Origin of the sequence: Mucilaginibacter lappiensis (genome assembly GCF_900155965.1) — a bacterium.
Taxonomy (GTDB): Bacteria; Bacteroidota; Bacteroidia; order Sphingobacteriales; family Sphingobacteriaceae; genus Mucilaginibacter; species Mucilaginibacter lappiensis.
In genome coordinates, this window is record NZ_FTMG01000006.1 from 293,497 (window position 1) to 310,998 (window position 17,502).

14 protein-coding genes are annotated in these 17,502 nt (G+C 43.6%); 10 read left to right on the plus strand and 4 right to left on the minus strand.

The window, feature by feature from the left end; genetic code table 11:
• The first annotated feature begins 224 nt into the window (after positions 1–224).
• Complete coding sequence (gene cphA, locus BW976_RS14210; RefSeq protein ID WP_076373957.1) at positions 225–2,858, plus strand: cyanophycin synthetase; 2,634 nt, start codon at positions 225–227, stop codon at positions 2,856–2,858.
• A 55-nt stretch (positions 2,859–2,913) separates the two neighbouring features.
• On the opposite strand, the gene BW976_RS14215 is transcribed toward cphA, so the two are convergent.
• The gene (locus BW976_RS14215) at positions 2,914–3,573 is read right to left on the minus strand and encodes a DNA-3-methyladenine glycosylase family protein (protein WP_076373958.1); all 660 of its coding nucleotides are present in this window, start codon (positions 3,571–3,573) and stop codon (positions 2,914–2,916) included.
• 65 nt (positions 3,574–3,638) lie between these two features.
• On the opposite strand from BW976_RS14215, the gene BW976_RS14220 reads away from it, so the two are divergent.
• The 3 genes from BW976_RS14220 (at position 3,639) to BW976_RS14230 (ending at position 5,501) form a co-directional block, all read left to right on the plus strand.
• Positions 3,639–3,872, plus strand: a complete 234-nt coding sequence (locus tag BW976_RS14220) for a hypothetical protein (protein ID WP_076373959.1) — start codon at positions 3,639–3,641, stop codon at positions 3,870–3,872.
• Positions 3,857–4,159 (plus strand): type II toxin-antitoxin system RelE/ParE family toxin, encoded by a 303-nt coding sequence (locus tag BW976_RS14225; protein WP_076373960.1) that lies wholly within the window; start codon positions 3,857–3,859, stop codon positions 4,157–4,159. The genes BW976_RS14220 and BW976_RS14225 overlap by 16 nt, the downstream gene beginning before the upstream one ends.
• Positions 4,160–4,220: 61 nt before the next feature.
• Complete coding sequence (locus BW976_RS14230) at positions 4,221–5,501, plus strand: replication-associated recombination protein A (RefSeq protein WP_076373961.1); 1,281 nt, start codon at positions 4,221–4,223, stop codon at positions 5,499–5,501.
• Positions 5,502–5,595: 94 nt separating this feature from the next.
• Here the strand turns inward: BW976_RS14230 and BW976_RS14235 are convergent, their stop codons facing one another.
• The gene (locus BW976_RS14235) at positions 5,596–5,946 is read right to left on the minus strand and encodes a hypothetical protein (RefSeq protein WP_076373962.1); all 351 of its coding nucleotides are present in this window, start codon (positions 5,944–5,946) and stop codon (positions 5,596–5,598) included.
• 204 nt (positions 5,947–6,150) lie between these two features.
• On the opposite strand from BW976_RS14235, the gene BW976_RS14240 reads away from it, so the two are divergent.
• Together BW976_RS14240 and BW976_RS14245 are read left to right on the plus strand one after the other, a co-directional pair.
• Positions 6,151–7,626, plus strand: coding sequence for a DUF5687 family protein (locus BW976_RS14240; protein ID WP_076373963.1), 1,476 nt, complete (start codon positions 6,151–6,153; stop codon positions 7,624–7,626).
• A 1-nt stretch (position 7,627) separates the two neighbouring features.
• Positions 7,628–8,377: an ABC transporter ATP-binding protein gene (locus BW976_RS14245; protein WP_076373964.1), complete on the plus strand. Its 750-nt coding sequence runs from the start codon at positions 7,628–7,630 to the stop codon at positions 8,375–8,377.
• 96 nt (positions 8,378–8,473) lie between these two features.
• Here BW976_RS14245 and BW976_RS14250 read toward each other — a convergent pair whose 3' ends face one another.
• Together BW976_RS14250 and BW976_RS14255 are read right to left on the minus strand one after the other, a co-directional pair.
• Positions 8,474–9,718 (minus strand): peroxiredoxin family protein, encoded by a 1,245-nt coding sequence (locus tag BW976_RS14250; RefSeq protein ID WP_076374013.1) that lies wholly within the window; start codon positions 9,716–9,718, stop codon positions 8,474–8,476.
• A gap of 110 nt (positions 9,719–9,828) precedes the next feature.
• Entirely contained in the window at positions 9,829–10,968 is a 1,140-nt protein-coding gene (locus tag BW976_RS14255) for an acyl-CoA dehydrogenase (RefSeq protein ID WP_076373965.1), read from the minus strand.
• Positions 10,969–11,369: 401 nt separating this feature from the next.
• Between BW976_RS14255 and BW976_RS14260 the strand changes: the two genes are divergently transcribed.
• From BW976_RS14260 to dinB, 4 genes are all read left to right on the plus strand, one after another.
• Positions 11,370–11,612 carry a helix-turn-helix domain-containing protein gene (locus BW976_RS14260; protein ID WP_076373966.1) on the plus strand — a complete coding sequence of 81 codons (243 nt, stop codon included), beginning with the start codon at positions 11,370–11,372 and terminating at the stop codon, positions 11,610–11,612.
• Positions 11,613–11,699: 87 nt separating this feature from the next.
• Positions 11,700–13,751 carry a M13 family metallopeptidase gene (locus BW976_RS14265; RefSeq protein ID WP_076373967.1) on the plus strand — a complete coding sequence of 684 codons (2,052 nt, stop codon included), beginning with the start codon at positions 11,700–11,702 and terminating at the stop codon, positions 13,749–13,751.
• Positions 13,752–13,962: 211 nt separating this feature from the next.
• On the plus strand, positions 13,963–16,014 hold the full coding sequence (locus BW976_RS14270; RefSeq protein WP_076374014.1) for a M13 family metallopeptidase: 2,052 nt from the start codon (positions 13,963–13,965) through the stop codon (positions 16,012–16,014).
• A gap of 117 nt (positions 16,015–16,131) precedes the next feature.
• The gene (dinB, locus tag BW976_RS14275; protein ID WP_076373968.1) at positions 16,132–17,247 is read left to right on the plus strand and encodes a DNA polymerase IV; all 1,116 of its coding nucleotides are present in this window, start codon (positions 16,132–16,134) and stop codon (positions 17,245–17,247) included.
• The last annotated feature ends 255 nt before the right edge of the window (positions 17,248–17,502 follow it).

Here is a 17,502-nt window from a genome sequence, read left to right on the forward strand (position 1 = left end):
CCGACCGAGTTAGCCTAAATTGGGCAATATCCCATAAATAACCACTTACTCCGTCAACTTTTTCACCTAATCAACCGGTTTTAAATACAAATTAAGATAAAAACCCGCACAAACGCAGGCTGTTGTGAACATTTAATGCTTTTTACCTGCAAAAGTTTTATTTACACTATTAAGTTTTATAGTTTTAAAGAAATTAAGCCGGCTTAAATTTTTGTAACCAAGGTATGAAGATCGAGAATATACAAGTGTTACGCGGACCAAACATCTGGAGCATCCGTCGTAAAAAATTAATACAAATGCGGCTTGACCTGCAGCAGATGGAGCATAAGCCCACCAATGAAATTGAGGGCTTTTATGACCGGTTGGAGAGGCTGTTGCCAAGCCTGTACAGTCATCGTTGCTCACCAGGCGTACCGGGCGGATTTTTTCAGCGGGTGGTAGCAGGCACCTGGATGGGGCACGTAATAGAACACATCGCATTAGAGATACAAACCCTGGCGGGCATGGATACAGGCTTTGGCCGCACCCGCGAAACCAAAAGCAAAGGTGTATATAATGTAGTATTTGCCTACCTGGAAGAAAAGGTGGGTGTTTTTGCCGCCGAATCGGCCGTGCGTATAGCCGAAGCCTTAATAGCGGGCGATGACTATGCCATGCAATTGGAAGATGATATACAACAGATGCGCGAGATACGGGAAAATACCCGCCTGGGACCAAGCACCGGCTCTATTGTGGAAGAAGCCATTGCCCGCGATATTCCCTGGATCAGGTTGAATAACCAATCTCTTGTACAGTTGGGTTATGGTAAAAACCAGGTACGCTTCCGGGCTACCATGACCGAAAAAACCAGCAGCATAGCCGTTGACATTGCCAGCAATAAAGACGAAACCAAACGTATGCTGCAGGAACAGGCTATCCCTGTTGCCAAAGGCATCACTATATCTTCTCTGGAAGGTGTTGCCGAGGCAATACGCAAAGTAGGTTTCCCATTGGTATTTAAACCATTGGATGGTAACCACGGTCGTGGTATCTCCATCAATATTAAAACTGAGGAGGATGCTATCGCAGCTTATGAACATGCCGCTAAAATATCGCGCCGGGTAATTGTAGAGCGCTTTGTTTCCGGTTATGATTTCCGCGTACTGGTGATCGATAACAAAATGGTGGCGGCCGCCCTTCGCGATCCGGCACATATTATAGGTGACGGCACCCTCACCATACAGGAACTGATTGACAAAGAAAATGCCGACCCACGCCGCGGCTATGGACATGAGAAGGTTTTAACCCTCATCGACATCGATCGCGATACGCTCGACCTGCTGGAGAAGAAAGGTTACACACTGGAGACCGTACCCGCAAAAGGCGAAAAGATCTTTGTAAAATCAACTGCCAACCTAAGCACCGGTGGTACTTCTGTTGATGTAACCGACCATGTTCATCCGCAGAATATTTTTATCTGCGAGCGCATTTCCAAAATTATTGGTCTGGATATATGCGGTATTGATATTATGGCCGAAAACCTCACCGAACCGTTGACCGAAAACGGCGGTGTGGTGTTGGAAGTAAATGCCGCGCCGGGCTTCCGGATGCACATTGCACCCAGCGAGGGCCTGCCGCGCAATGTAGCCGGGCATGTGCTGGATATGCTTTATCCTACCGGCAAATCGGCACGGATACCCATTATTGCCGTTACCGGTACCAATGGTAAAACCACAACCACGCGCCTGATTGCCCACATTGTAAAAAACAATGGCCACAGGGTAGGTTTTACCACCTCAGATGGCATTTACGTACAGAACAACATGATGCTGAAGGGCGATACAACCGGCCCGGTAAGCAGCGAATTTATATTACGCGACCCTACGGTTGATTTTGCCGTGTTGGAAACCGCACGCGGCGGTATTCTTCGTTCGGGTCTGGGTTTTGGTTTTTGTGATATTGGCGTAGTGACCAACATACAGGAAGATCACCTGGGATTGGCCGATATCCATTCGCTTGATGACCTGGCCCGTGTAAAAAGCGTGGTACTGAACTCCGTAAAAAAAGATGGCTGGGGTGTTTTAAATGCCGATAACGAGCATTGCGTGCGCATTGGCAACAAGGCTGACTGCAATATTGCCTATTTCAGTTTAAATGAAAACAACCCCATCATCAAATCGCATTGCCGTAAGGGTGGCATAGCTGCCATTTGCGAAAACGGCTTTATTACCATTCAAAAAGGCGACTGGAAGATCCGCGTGCAGCGTACCATACTGATCCCGCTAACCTTTGGGGGTACGGTTCCATTCATGATCGAGAACGTCCTGGCCGCTACGCTGGCCTCGTTTTTATGGGGATTCAAGACCGAGGATATTAAAATGTCTTTGGAAACCTTTATCCCATCGGCAGCGCAAACGCCGGGCAGGATGAACATCTTTGAGTTCAAGGATTTCCGTTTTATGATCGATTTTGCGCACAATCCAGATGGCTATAACGGGATCAAGGCGTTTTTAAGCCATATCGATTCTCCACTCAAAATAGGTATTATAGCCGGCACCGGTGACAGGCGCGATGACGACATCCGCGAGTTGGGTAAATTATCGGCCGAGATGTTTGATTACATCATCCTGCGCCAGGAAAAACACCTGCGCGGCCGTACTGCCGAAAACATCATTGGCTTATTGAAAGAGGGTATAGCGTCTGTTGATGTGAATAAGCCTGTAGAGATAGTACCTAAAGAGGTCGACGCCATAAAACATGCCATGAGTCTGGCCAAACCCGGCACCTTCATTACCGCCCTGAGCGATGTGATAGACAACGCCATCGAAACTGTACAAAACTACCAGGAACAAGAGAGGAACGGGCTGTTTAACGTGTAGAGCGGCCCCTTCTAAATCTCCCCCGGTAGGGGAGACTTTTGATTATCTTTTTATCTTAAAGCCCTCCCTTCCGGGGAGGGCTGGGTGGGGCTGGTGTTCGCGCGCTCAGGTAATAATGCCACAGCAACATACTCGCCACCGTACGGTATGGCACCCATTTTTCGGCTATGGCTATCACCTCCTCGCGGGTAGTTTCTTTGGGTAATGATTTTACTCTTTTTAGCGCATTCACGGCGGCCAGATCACCGATGGGGAAAATATCGGCGTGTTGCAGTACAAACATCAGGTATACATCGGCGGTCCAGTTACCAATGCCTTTGAGGGCGGTTAGTTTGGTACGGATAACATCGTCGGACAATTGTTCCAGTTCGGTCAGGTTGATCTGCCCGCTCAGGATGGCCTCGGCCAGGTATTTGGTATACGTAGTTTTTTGGCGACTGAAATAACAGGCTTTAAATTCCTCATCCTTCAACAGCAATACCCTTGCCGGGGTAATTTCCTGTATATACTCCTTTAATTTATTTAACGCCGATAAAGCAGAGGCCAACGAAACCTGTTGCTCCAGGATAATGTGCACCAAAGTTTCAAACGTATTGGGCCTCGACCATAATGGTGGATAACCATGCGCCTTGATGATATTGGCCAGGTCGGCATCTGATTGGGCAAGCTTATCGCAAATAGAATGGTAGTTGGAATGGTTAAACTGTTTTAACATAGGGATGTTGATCAATTGATGCTTTTCACAAAATAAATAATTATTTTAGCATTAAATTCAATGGTATGGACATTCAAGCAGAAAAGTTGAGTCTTTTACAAACTATTTTAAACTCCAACGATGAGGGTTTAATTATGGATGTGAAAGCCTTTTTATCTGGCAGAAAAGCCGACTGGTTTGATGAACTGGGAACTGAACAACAAAAAGACATATTGGAGAGTATATCAGAAGCCGATCGTGGCGAAACTGTTCCTCATGCCGAAGTGGTAAAACTATTCGGAAAATGGGGATTGAAATAGTATGGACCCAAAAAGCTGTTGAAACATTTGGCAAAAGAATAGCTTATTTACAAGAACACTGGACAGAAAAAGAGATATTTAACTTTACAGCCCGTGTAAACGAATATCTCGAAACATTGCAAACTCAACCTTTAATGTTTCGTAAATCTGTCAGGATAAAACATACACATATCGGTGTAATCATAAAACAAGTTTCACTCGTTTACAGAATAAAACCTAAAAGTCAGCGCATTGAACTGATTGCGTTTATTGACAATAGACAAAATCCCAGGAAAAACAAAAGTTAAACACCGATTAAATTACTAATTTTTTTAGGATTTAGCATTTAGTTTTCTGAATTTTACCTTTATGAACAATCTGCCTCCTTTAGCCGAACGTATGCGCCCGGGATCGCTCGACGATTATGTGGGCCAAAAACACCTTGTAGGGCCGGGTGCGGTTTTACGTAAAGCCATTGAATCGGGCTCACTGCCATCCATGCTATTCTGGGGGCCTCCCGGTGTTGGTAAAACTACTTTAGCTTATATTATTTCGCAGTCCTTATACCGGCCGTTCTTTTCCCTGAGTGCCATTAACTCTGGTGTAAAAGATGTTCGGGAGGTGATTGAAAAAGCATCCCAGTTGAAAGAACTGGGCGAAACCTTACCCGTATTGTTTATTGACGAGATCCACCGCTTCTCCAAATCGCAGCAGGATTCATTATTAGGCGCTGTAGAGCGCGGCATTGTAACCCTCATTGGTGCAACTACCGAAAATCCATCGTTCGAGGTGATCTCGGCTTTGCTCTCCCGTTGCCAGGTATATATCCTGCAGTCCCTCGCAGAGGAAGACTTGCTCAACCTGCTTGACAAAGCCATGAAGGAAGATGTGGTATTGAAAGATAAAAAGATCGTCATCAAAGACCATGAAGCACTCCTCCGGCTTTCCGGCGGCGATGCCCGTAAACTGCTCAATATATTCGAGCTGTTGGTAAATGCCTTTGATACCGATGAAATAGTTTTAACAGACGAGGTAGTGCTGGAACATGTACAGCAAAACATGGCCCTGTATGATAAAACCGGCGAGCAGCATTATGATATTATTTCGGCCTTTATCAAATCCATGCGGGGATCTGACCCTAATGGCGCGGTGTACTGGCTGGCCCGCATGATCGTAGGCGGAGAAGACCCTTTATTCATCGCCCGTCGTATGCTCATCCTCGCGTCCGAAGATATTGGCAATGCCAATCCCAATGCTCTTTTACTGGCCCAAAGTTGTTTTGAGGCTGTCAATAAGATCGGCATGCCTGAGTCGCAATTGATATTATCACAAACGGCTATCTACCTGGCCACATCGGCCAAAAGCAATTCGGCTACCACGGCTATTGGGGCGGCTATAGCATTGGTACGTCAAACCGGCGATCTGCCTGTTCCACTACATTTGCGTAATGCCCCGACCAAATTCATGAAAAACATTGGCTATGGTAAAGATTATAAATACGCCCACAGCTACGAAGGCAATTTTACCGATCTGGATTTTTTACCCGATGCCATCCGCGGTACTCAGATCTATCAGCCCGGCAATAATGCCAAAGAGAATGAATCAAAAGAAAAGCTCAGAAAACTCTGGGGCGACAGGTATAAGTATTAGTTTGGAGAATTAGGATATAAGAGCCAGGAATCAAGAGAGAAAAAGCGGTTGATGCCTTTCCTTTGTCCTGATTCTTGACTCTAATATCTTGCCTCTATTTATCCTTTGTGAAAAAAAACCTGGATACGTTTTCGTCACCTAAAATTTTTGCACTCGAAACAGTAACCAGTTTCCAACCATCAATATAATAGGGTTCCAATAGCTTCATGATCTGGTTTTCATGGGCCGCTTCTACATCTTTCGCTTTAACCTTGAGATTAAATTCCACATATTTCTGAACTTGTGCCGTATCATCCCGGTTAATGAACATATTTGGATCATGCCCCCGTCCGGAGTATGTTTCTATAATGGAGATGGTCATATGCCTGGTTTTAGTACTTTGCTGGGCAAAGGCATGATAAACCGAACCGATAATCAATATCGGGATCAGAATTGCTGTTTTCATAGTTGAGTTTGAGTTGTTGTTTAATTGATAGACTAATTCTTTTATATTGGTTTAATGCACTTACAACTAATATTTTAAAGACACTTGCCAGCCTCTGCAAGATTTACAGGGATTGTTTTCCTTCTCTCTTGATTCTTGACTCTTATATCTTAACTCTTATTTTGTATATTGAGCCCTTACTTAACCTAATACTTTAAACAGCCCATGGTATCTACTTTCATCAGGCACGAATTAAAAGCTTTCTGGCGATCAAAAAACACAGGTAAAAGCGTTGCTATACGCGTGGTCATGGCGCTGCTCATTCTCTATTTATTTTTAAATGTATTATTTGTAGGCATCTTTTTAGACAAGCTTCTGGGAGAAATATTCGCCAATGATGACCTGGTTAAATCATTTTGCGGTATCCTGCTCATCTATTTTTTGTTTGATTTGCTGATGCGCCTGCAATTACAGGAATTACCTACCTTAAGGGTACAACCTTATCTGCATCTGCCCATTAAAAGAAATACCCTGGTAAGATACCTGGCACTGACCGCCGTTTTTTCGGTATTTAACCTGTGGCCTTTTGTATTGTTTCTGCCCTTCATATTCAAGATTATTGCTCCAGATTCTGGTTTTGTTACCGCTCTTGCTTTTATTATAGCCATTGCGGGGCTCACCGTTTTTAATAATTACCTGGCATTGTACATCAAAAGAAAATCGAACTTAAACGGCTGGGTTTTCCTGGTTTCGGCAGTTGTATTGATATTGATCACCTCCTGCGATTTTAAATGGCACTTATATTCCCTGCACGATATCTCTTATGCTTTTTTCGGTCGCCTGGTTACTTTCCCTGTTCTGGCTATTGTGCCATTAGTTTTAGGAATTGTGATGTACTATTTTAATTTCCTGTACCTCAAACAAAACATGTACCTGGAAGAACTTACGGCGCATAAAGTAAAAATATATAAAAGCAGTACTGATATTCCGGTACTGGCCCGCTTTGGCGCCGTTGGCGACCTGGCTGCAAACGAAATAAAACTGATACTCCGCAACAAGCGGCCACGCTCGGCCCTGGTTATGGGTTTGTTCTTTATGTTTTACGGGCTTATATTTTACACTAACAGCCACTACGGCCAAAACTGGTACATTTTTGTGGGCATGTTTATGACCGGTATATTCATTATTAGCTACGGCCAGTTCATGTTTAGCTGGCAGGCCTCACATTTTGACGGTATCCTGGTAAGTAACATTAGTTTTTCTGATTTTTTAAAGGCCAAATACCTGCTGTTTACCATGGTATCAACAGTAGCCTTTTTATTAACCACGCCTTACGCTTATTTTGGCTGGAAGATAGTGGTAGTACATTTTGTAATGTATTTATGGAACATCGGCATCAATACCACGATGGTGCTGTTTTTTGCCAACCGCAATTTTAAACGCATCGACTTATCAAAAGGCGCATCATTTAACTGGGAAGGTGTTGGTGCAACCCAATTATTATTGTCGTTCCCGCTTATTTTAGCACCATATCTTGTTTACCTGCCCTTTATGGTTTTTAAACATCCCGACATGGGACTGATAGCTCTGGGAGTTATTGCCACTTTATTTATACTAACCCGTAATTATTGGATAAAACAACTGGAAGCCGATTATTACTCCAAAAGATACCAGATAGCCGAAGGCTTCAGAAACAAATAATATGATTGAGATAAAAAACCTAAAAAAAGTATATAACGACGTTACTGTTGTTGACATTCCGCACTTGACCATAGCCAAGGGCGAAAGTGTTGGTCTGGTGGGTAACAATGGCGCGGGTAAAACCACGCTGTTCCGCATGATATTGGATTTGATACGCCCGGAAAGCGGTGAAATACGATCAAACGGCGAAGTAGTTGCCGGACACGAAAACTGGAAAACTTACACCGCATCGTACCTGGATGAGGGCTTTTTGATTGACTACCTTACCCCCGAAGAGTACCTGTATTTTGTTGGCGGTTTGCATCAGCAAAACCGCGCTCAGGTTGATGAAACGCTGGCTGCTTTGGGCGATTTTTTCAATGGCGAGATATTAAACCGGGGTAAATACATCCGCGACCTGTCAAAAGGGAATCAATGTAAAGTCGGTGTAGCATCGTGCCTGCTGCAAAACCCACAATTATTGATGTTGGATGAACCTTTTGCTAATATTGATCCCAGCACACAGTTCAGGCTGAAAAACATGCTGAAGGACGCGAATAAGAGCAAGGGCATTACCACCATTGTATCCAGTCATGACCTTAACCACATCACCGATGTCTGCGATCGGATCCTGCTGATGGAAAAAGGTGTGATCATTAAAGATATAGCCACCAACTCATCTACGTTAAGTGAGTTGGAAGATTATTTTGGAGTAGGACAAACCTTGGGCTCGGTACCGGTTGCAGGTATTGACGAAGAAGAGAATCATTAAATGAAAAAGTTTGTCATCCTGAGAAACGAAGGATCTATACTATGCATAGCTGAATAATGGATTCTTCACTTCGTTCAGAATGACAAATTTTATATTTTACTTAGAAGCCTCTCCCTTCTCCGCCAGCAAATCCTTAGTCAGCTTTTCAAACTCACTGATAAACTCGGTATAATATTCGCCGGTTCCGGGGCCGCTGAAACCGGTATGTATCTTGCGTACATCGCCACTTTTGTCAATAATAATGGTGGTAGGGAAACCCACTACTTTGGCCAGCATAGGCAGGCTTTTAGCCGTTTCGGCCTTGTTACTCGTGTAACCGGTTATCAGCAAAGGATAAGGTACATTAAACCTGTTTTTTACCTGCTGCAAAGCTTTTTTTGATTTTTCAAAATCATTGGTACGCTCGTAGGCCAGGCCTATAACCTCCACGCCTTTCGGCTGAAACTTTTTATAATAGTTTACCATATAAGCCGTTTCGTCCATACAGTTGGGGCACCAGGAGCCGAGTATCTGCACAATTACTACTTTGTTTTTATAACGGGCATCCTGAAGGGAAACTTCTTTGCCGTTCATATCCTTAAAGCTGAAATCTATTTTCTTATACCCTGGTTTTAGCGCGGTAAGTGAATAGGCATCGGGCAGTTTAGCGTTCGCGTCTTTTACTGCTGTCCATGATTGTACCGATGCTACACTTATAAATTTACCCTGGGTTATGGTTTGCGCATCCTTAACCGTTGCCGTAAAAGTGTAAGCATGCCCGCCATCAAAACAGGAAAGATATAATTGGTTGCCAGATACCGATCCTTCCAGGAAACGGTAATCGCCTGTAGTGGTTAAAAAGGTACCGGTAAGTTTATTGCCGGTTTGCTTAAACTCGCCAACCGTGGTATCGGCCTGTTCACCCTCACCAATCACAGCCGACCAACGCCCGCTCACATCAAAGGTTGCCTTCTCCGGTGCAGTCGCAAAACGCCAGGAAGTATTTGGGGTGGCCGAAAATTCGATCAATGCATCGCGCTCACCTAAATGCCTTACCCAGTTCCCTTTTAAGTTGCCGGCTTCCAATTTCAGTTTAAATTCTGAATCAAACAAGGGCATGTGGATGAATACCGAATCGCCTTTGGTGGTTACATCGGTTACTTTCAATCGCTCGGTACTGTTTATTACAAACAACTCTTGTTTGCCGGCATTATCTTTTACCTCAAAATTAAAGGGAATATCTGTACCTGATTTTGTTTTAAGGGCACCGCGCCACACCCCGGTTTTAAGTTTGGTTTGCGCAAATGATGCCTGTAAAGTTAAAACGAGTATCAGTGCTGTGATGATCGATTTATAGTTCATTTTTAAAAATAGTCTACTAAGTTGATATACTTTGTCAAAAGTATAAAAACTGCCCGCTATTTCAAAACCATTTAAGCTCTCCCACACTTGAGAGAGGCTAAAACAGTAAACTATTTCAAAACTCCGCGTGAAATTACAATCCGCTGAATTTCGGATGTGCCTTCATATATCTGGGTGATCTTGGCATCGCGCATTAAGCGCTCTACATGGTATTCTTTTACAAAACCATAACCACCGTGTATCTGCACCGCTTCGACGGTAGTACGCATAGCCACTTCAGATGCAAAAAGCTTGGCCATGGAACCTGCCTGTGTGTATGATTTGCCATGATCTTTTAACCAGGCTGCTTTAAGGCACAATAAGCGGGCAGCTTCAATCTCGGTAGCCATATCAGCCAGTTTAAACTGGATGGCCTGCAAGTCGGCAATGGTTTTACCAAAGGCCTTACGCTCTTTGGCGTATTGAACGGCCAGCTCATAAGCGCCGGAAGCTATTCCTAATGCTTGCGCGGCAATACCTATACGGCCGCCCTCTAAAGTGCTCATGGCAAATTTAAAACCGAAACCCTCATCCCCTATGCGATTCTCTTTAGGTACTTTCACATCGGTAAACATCAGGGAATGCGTATCAGAGCCACGTATGCCCATTTTGTTTTCTTTTGGGCCTATTGTAAATCCTTCCATGCCTTTTTCCATAATAAGGGCATTAATACCATGATGTTTTTTGGAAGCGTCTGTTTGAGCCATTACAATATAAGTCGACGCGGAATTTCCGTTGGTGATCCAGTTTTTGGTGCCATTAACCAGGTAATAATCGCCCATATCAATAGCGGTGGTGCGCTGTGAGGTGGCATCCGATCCTGCTTCCGGTTCCGAAAGGCAGAAAGCACCTATCACTTCGCCTTTAGCCAGGGGTACCAGGTACTTTTGTTTTTGCGCTTCTGAACCATATTTCTCCAGGCCATAGCAAACCAGCGAGTTATTTACAGAAACCACTACTGATGCCGACGCGTCAACCTTGGAGAGTTCCTCCATCACCAGCACGTAGGATATGGCATCCATACCACTCCCCCCATATTGCGGCGAAACCATCATTCCCAAAAAGCCCAGCTCGCCCAGTTTTTTTATTTGCTCGGCCGGAAACTTTTGGTGTTCGTCGCGTTCTATCACTCCCGGCTTTAATTCTGTTTGTGCAAAATCGCGAGCCGCCTGGCGTATCATGAGTTGTTCTTCTGTAAATTCGAATTGCATAATATTTAAAAAAATAAATATAGTAATTACTATGCACGCATAGCAAATTTATTGCATAAAAAAAAGAGAGCTCTTTTCAAAGCTCCCTTTCCCCTAATTAATTTAAACTATTGATTAAACCCAAAACAAAGAACAAAAAATCTCAACTTGGGCGTCTGAGAATTCAAAAAAAGTTTTTCATTGGTAGATGATTTTTTAATTTTTTTCACAGATCAAATGCAGGGCGAGTTGTAGTAAACAATTTTGTTGCCACAATTCTTAATTTCGCTAACTTAAACGTCAGTAAATATCTGTTCAGACATATATTATTATCAATATTTTTACGCAATTTTAAATACTTATAGTTATTTATTTTTTCATAAGCGCAATTACCCGATTTATAAACCAAGCCGACACGCTATATGCTACTTACTGATTTTGAATACCTTAACAACTCCGACGAAGCCTTTAAAAAGAAAGTAGCCCTGCAAATTAAAAACCTGAGAAGGCAGAATCAGGTAACTCAGGAAAAATTCTTTACCGAAACAAACATCAACATAGCCCGTTTAGAATCAGGTAAAATTGATATCAGATTAGATACTTTAAGGAAAGTTTGTTACTATTTTGATGTTTCTTTAGCCGGTTTTTTCCAAGGCATTTATTAAACAGGTATTTTTTTTATTAAATTGCTATTTCAAATTCTATTATTCCATACATCCGTTGTATTTTATAACATACACACTCAAAAATTTATGATCAAAAGAACATCCCCCCCGGCAGCTATCGCAATTGCTTTTGGCTTGCTGGCGCTTACCGCCTGTAATGATAAAACCAAGACCTATGCCGATAACGATCCCGTTTTTAAAAACATGGATACAACCGTAAAGCCTGGCGACGATTTTTTTAAGTATGCCAACGGTGCCTGGCTCAAAAAAAATCCCATACCCGCGGCCTATGCTTCCTGGGGAATAGGCAATGTGGTGGAAGAGGAGTTACGCAACCGCATGAAAAAAATAAATGAGGATGCGCTTAAAGCCGATGCCCCCAAAGGCAGTAATACTCAAAAAATTGGCGATTTTTATTACAGCGGCATGGATACTGTTGGTATCGAGAAGCAAGGTTTATCGCCCCTTAAAGAAGAGCTCTCTAAAATTGACCAGGTAAAAGATATTAAAGGCTTAATAGAAGAGTTTGCACACCTGAATACCATTGGCGTTACTACGCCTCTGGGCACTTACGCTGGTCAGGATGCTAAAAACAGCGGCAAAATCGTTCTGCAACTCGGCCAGGACGGTATTGGTTTGCCAGACCGTGATTATTATTTTAATACAGATGCACATAGTATTATTGTACGTAACGATTATCAGCAAAAACATCTGCCTACCCTGTTTAAGCTGATTGGCTTGCAACCTGATGCGGTAACTATAGCAACCAAACAGACCTACGCTCTTGAAAAATCACTGGCCGATAGCAGTCGTAAACTCGAAGACCTCCGCGACCCCTATCATAACTATAATAAATTGCCGCTGGCTGGTTTAAGCAAGCTGGTGCCTGAGGTTGACTGGAAACCGACATTCGAAAAAATGGATTATAAGAATGTGGACACTGTTATTGTTGGTCAGCCGGAATATTACCGGGCGTTCAGCAAAGCGCTTCATACCTATAGTATAGACGACTGGAAAAATTACCTCCGCAAAAACCTAATCTCCAGTTTCGGATCTTACCTGAGTAAACCTTTTGATCAGGAACTTTTCCGCTTTTACGGAACTGTGCTTAATGGTAAAAAAGAACAGCTCCCCCGCTGGAAACGTGTACTGGATACCGAGAACGGCGTTATGGGCGAAATACTGGGGCAGATATTTGTAAAAGAATACTTTCCCGAAAAAACCAAGGAACGTTATGTGAAACTAGTGGAGATCATGCGTGCTACCTTTAAAGAACATATTGAAAGGTTGGACTGGATGAGTCCGCAAACCAAAGAAAAAGCATATTATAAACTAAGCAAAGTAATGCCAAAAGTAGGTTACCCGGATAAATGGAAAGATTTTTCAAGTCTGGAAATTAGCCGTGGCCCCTATGCTTTAAATGTAATGCGTGCCAATAATTGGTGGCATAAATACAGCGCAGCCAAACTGGGCAAACCGGTCGACCGTACCGAATGGGGTATCACTCCGCAAACTTATAATGCCTATTACAATCCATCAAATAACGAAATTGTATTACCTGCGGGTATATTTACTATCCCGGGTGCCAAGGATGAAGATATTGACGATGCGGTTATATACGGTTATGCAGCAGCTTCTACCATTGGTCACGAAATGACTCACGGTTTTGATGATGAAGGCCGTCAGTTTGATGCCGAAGGTAACCTGAAAGCATGGTGGCTGCCGCAAGATTCGGTAAAGTTTACTCAACGCGCCCAAATGCTGGTGAACCAGTTTAATGGTTATAGTATTTATGGTTTGCATGTAAACGGTAAAGCCACACAGGGTGAAAACATTGCCGACCTTGGCGGTATAGTGATTGGGCTGGATGCCTTTAAGAAAACCGAACAATATAAAGAAGGAAAAACCATTAACGGGTTAACCCCGGTACAACGCTACTTCCTGGGTTATGCACTGGGTTGGCTTGGGCAGGATCGTCAGGAATCTTTATCTAGCCAGATACTCACCAATCCACATGCTCCTGGTTTTATGCGTGTAAACGGACCATTTACCGATGTGCCGGAATTTTACGATGCATTCCATATTAAAAAAGGCGATAAAATGTGGCTGGATCCGGATAAAAGAGTGAAGATCTGGTAGCGAGCCCCCCAGCTCCCTAAAGGGGGAGCAATAAGCCCCACCCAACCCTCCCCAGAAAGGAGGGCTTTAAAATATTTCCAAAAAGTCTCCCCTTCCGGGGGAGATTTAGAGGGGGCTTATCTCGCTTTGTACCCCCCATCAATACTTTTACAAACAGCAGTAAATGAACAACTTGTTTTTATTTAAATTTACCAAAAAACACATACCCCATATGATAAAACTTTACAAAACAACTCTTCTGGGCTGTGCCTCTGTAGTTCTTTTAACATTAAGCGCCTATCAGATTAAACAAGCCGAAACGCCTAACGATCCGGTTTATGATAACCTGGATAAATCTGTTGATCCGCGTACCGATTTTTTTAAATATGCCAATGGCGGATGGCTCAAACGCAACCCTATCCCCGCAGCATATTCCAGCTGGGGAATTGGCAATGTGGTGCAGGAAGAGATCCGCAACCGGTTAAAAAAGATAAATGAAGATGCCTTAACCGCCAATGCGCCAAAAGGCAGCATCACCCAAAAAATCGGCGATTTTTATTATAGTGGCCTGGATACTGTTAACATCGAAAAGCAGGGCATAAATCCTTTAAAAAGCCAATTGGACCTGATAGATCAGGCCACTGATATTAATGGCATATTGAATGCCGCAGCTGTTTTAACTACTACAGGTACCCGTAATTTTATTGGCAGCCGTGTTGGCCAGGATGCAAAGAATAGTTCAAAAATGATGTTGCAACTAGGTCAGTCAGGTTTAGGCTTACCTAACCGTGATTATTATTTTAAAACCGATGCCCGCACTACGCGCGTACGTACCGATTATAAAACCAATCACCTGCCAACCATGCTTAAAATCAGTGGATGGGATGAGCAGCAGGCTGCTAAAGGGGCGGAAAGCATTTTTAAGATAGAACAGTTTTTGGCCGACAGCAGCCGTAAACTCGAAAACCTGCGTGATCCATATCGCAATTATCATAAAATGACTATTGCGCAGTTAAATACCCTTACCCCCAACATCAACTGGGCATCCGTATTTAAAACGCTGGAGTTAAAACCGGTGGATAGCGTAATAGTTGGCCAGCCTGAATATTACAGGGCAGTTAATACCGCATTGAAAACATTCCCGCTTGATGATTGGAAAGCTTACCTCCGCTGGAAACTGATATCATCTTATGCTGCCTATTTGAATGCTGCTGCTGAACAGGAAAGTTTCCGTTTTAGCGGTAAAGTAATATCTGGTCGAAAAGAGCAGCTACCCCGTTGGAAACGGGTATTGGATACCGAAAATGGATTGATGGGCGAGGCCTTGGGTCAGCTGTTTGTGAAAGAATACTTCCCGGCTACAGCCAAACTACGTTATACCGAAATGGTAGAAGCCATCAGACAGGCCTATCGCGAACATATTGCCAAATTGGATTGGATGAGCCCTGAAACCAAGCAAAAAGCATTAATAAAATTGAACGCCATTCATCCAAAAGTGGGCTATCCGGATAAATGGAAAGATTTTTCGACTATGGTGATGGACCGCGAATCATACGCTGGTAATGTGATGCGTGCCAGGCATTGGGCATATACGGTAAATATTAACAAATTAGGCAAACCCGTTGATCATACTGAATGGGGCATGACACCGCAAACCTACAATGCCAGCTATAGCCCATCCAATAATGAGATCACGCTGCCTGCTGCCCAGTTCACCATTCCCGGAGTTAAGGATAGCGAAGTTGATGATGCCGTGGCTTATGGCTATGTAGCGGCATCAACCATTGGGCACGAGATTACTCATGGTTTTGATGATGAGGGCCGCCTGTTTGATGCCAAAGGCAATTTAAAAACCTGGTGGACCGCTACCGACTCCGTTAAATTCAACCAACGTGCTAAAGTACTGGCCGATCAGTTTAGCAGCTATATAGTATTAGATAGCCTGCACGTAAACGGGAAAGCTACTCTTGGCGAAAACATCGCCGACCTGGGCGGTATTGTTTTGGGTATTGATGCCTTTAAAAAGACTCAGCAATATAAACAAGGCAAACTCATTAACGGATTGAGCCCTATGCAGCGTTTCTTTTTAGGCTACGCGCTGGGCTGGCTTGGGCAGGAAAGGGATGAGGCACTGGCTAACCAGATATTGACGGATGTACATGCCCCCGGCTTCTTACGCGTTAACGGCCCTTTTAGTGACGTACCTGAATTTTATCAGGCATTTAAAGTTAAAAAAGGCGACAAAATGTGGATAGACCCGGCTAAGCGGGTAAAGATTTGGTAGGTTAGGATATAATAATGTGCTGTAAGGGTTTAGTAGGTTAGAATCTCTTTCGCAACGGCGAGTCATTCTCCGTTTAGCTATTCATTTTAGCAAAGGCTCTCCGTATCTTTGCTATGTATGCCAAACGAACCTACGCAGATTATCCGTAAAATTATCCATATTGATATGGATGCTTTTTACGCGTCTGTTGAACAGCGCGATTTTCCGGAGTATCGTGGCAAAGCGCTGGTGGTTGGCGGTTCGCCGCAAGGCAGGGGCGTGGTAGCTACAGCCAGTTATGAAGCGCGTAAGTTTGGGGTTCGGTCGGCCATGTCATCCAAAAGGGCCTTACAGCTTTGTCCTGATGTCATATTTGTACGGCCACGATTTGCGGCCTATGGCGAAGTATCACAAAAGATCAGGGAGATATTTAGCCGGTACACAGACTTGATTGAGCCATTATCGTTAGATGAAGCTTACCTGGATGTAACCCATGATAAGCTGAACATAGGCTCGGCCATTGAAATAGCCCAACAGATAAAACAGGCCATCAAAGACGAATTACAGCTCACGGCATCGGCAGGCGTTTCCATCAATAAGTTTGTAGCCAAAATAGCGTCGGATATCAATAAGCCCGACGGGTTAAAATTCATAGGTCCATCCAGCATCGAAGATTTTATGGAGCAATTGCCTGTTGAAAAATTTTTCGGCGTAGGGAAAGTTACTGCTCAAAGAATGAAACAAATGGGCCTGCACACCGGCGCCGATCTGAAAAGGCTAACTGAAGAGGAATTATTAAGGCATTTTGGCAAAACCGGCAGGTTTTATTACCAGATAGTACGGGGGGTAGACAACCGCGAGGTACAACCCCATCGCGAAACAAAATCATTAGGTGCCGAAGATACTTTTGTGTATGACCTTACCACACTGGAAGAAATGAATACCGAGCTGGATAAAATAGCGCTCACAGTTTATAACCGCTTGCTTAAATATGACCTGAAGGGCCGTACACTTACCCTCAAAATAAAATACAGCGACTTTAAACAGATCACCCGTAACCAATCATTTCCCGAAGCTTTTAGTGATCTGGAAACCATCAGCCAAACGGCTAAACAAATTATGGCAGTAACTTATACAGAGGAGGCTAAAGTAAGGCTGTTGGGTATATCCCTGTCCAATTTTGGCGATGTGGCGCCTAAATCTAAACAAGAAAAAGAAGCAGGCCCGGGCGATCAGTTGACGTTGGAATTTTAGTCCCCTCCCGCCAATGTCATTATTTAAGCATACTCCGTAGGAGTAAAAGCTTTGTAGCAAGCAAATAATAAGCATTTAGCATGCCGTAGGTATGCAACCTGAGTACAGTACCTACTGCACTGAGTATGAATTGGCTTTTTTCTACAAAGCTTTAACCCCGATGGGGTTACAAAATCTCTTAATTTAATGACATTGCCCCACCCCTAAATGGGGAACTAAATCAACTTTTAATTAAATAATAAGCCGTGTTAACAA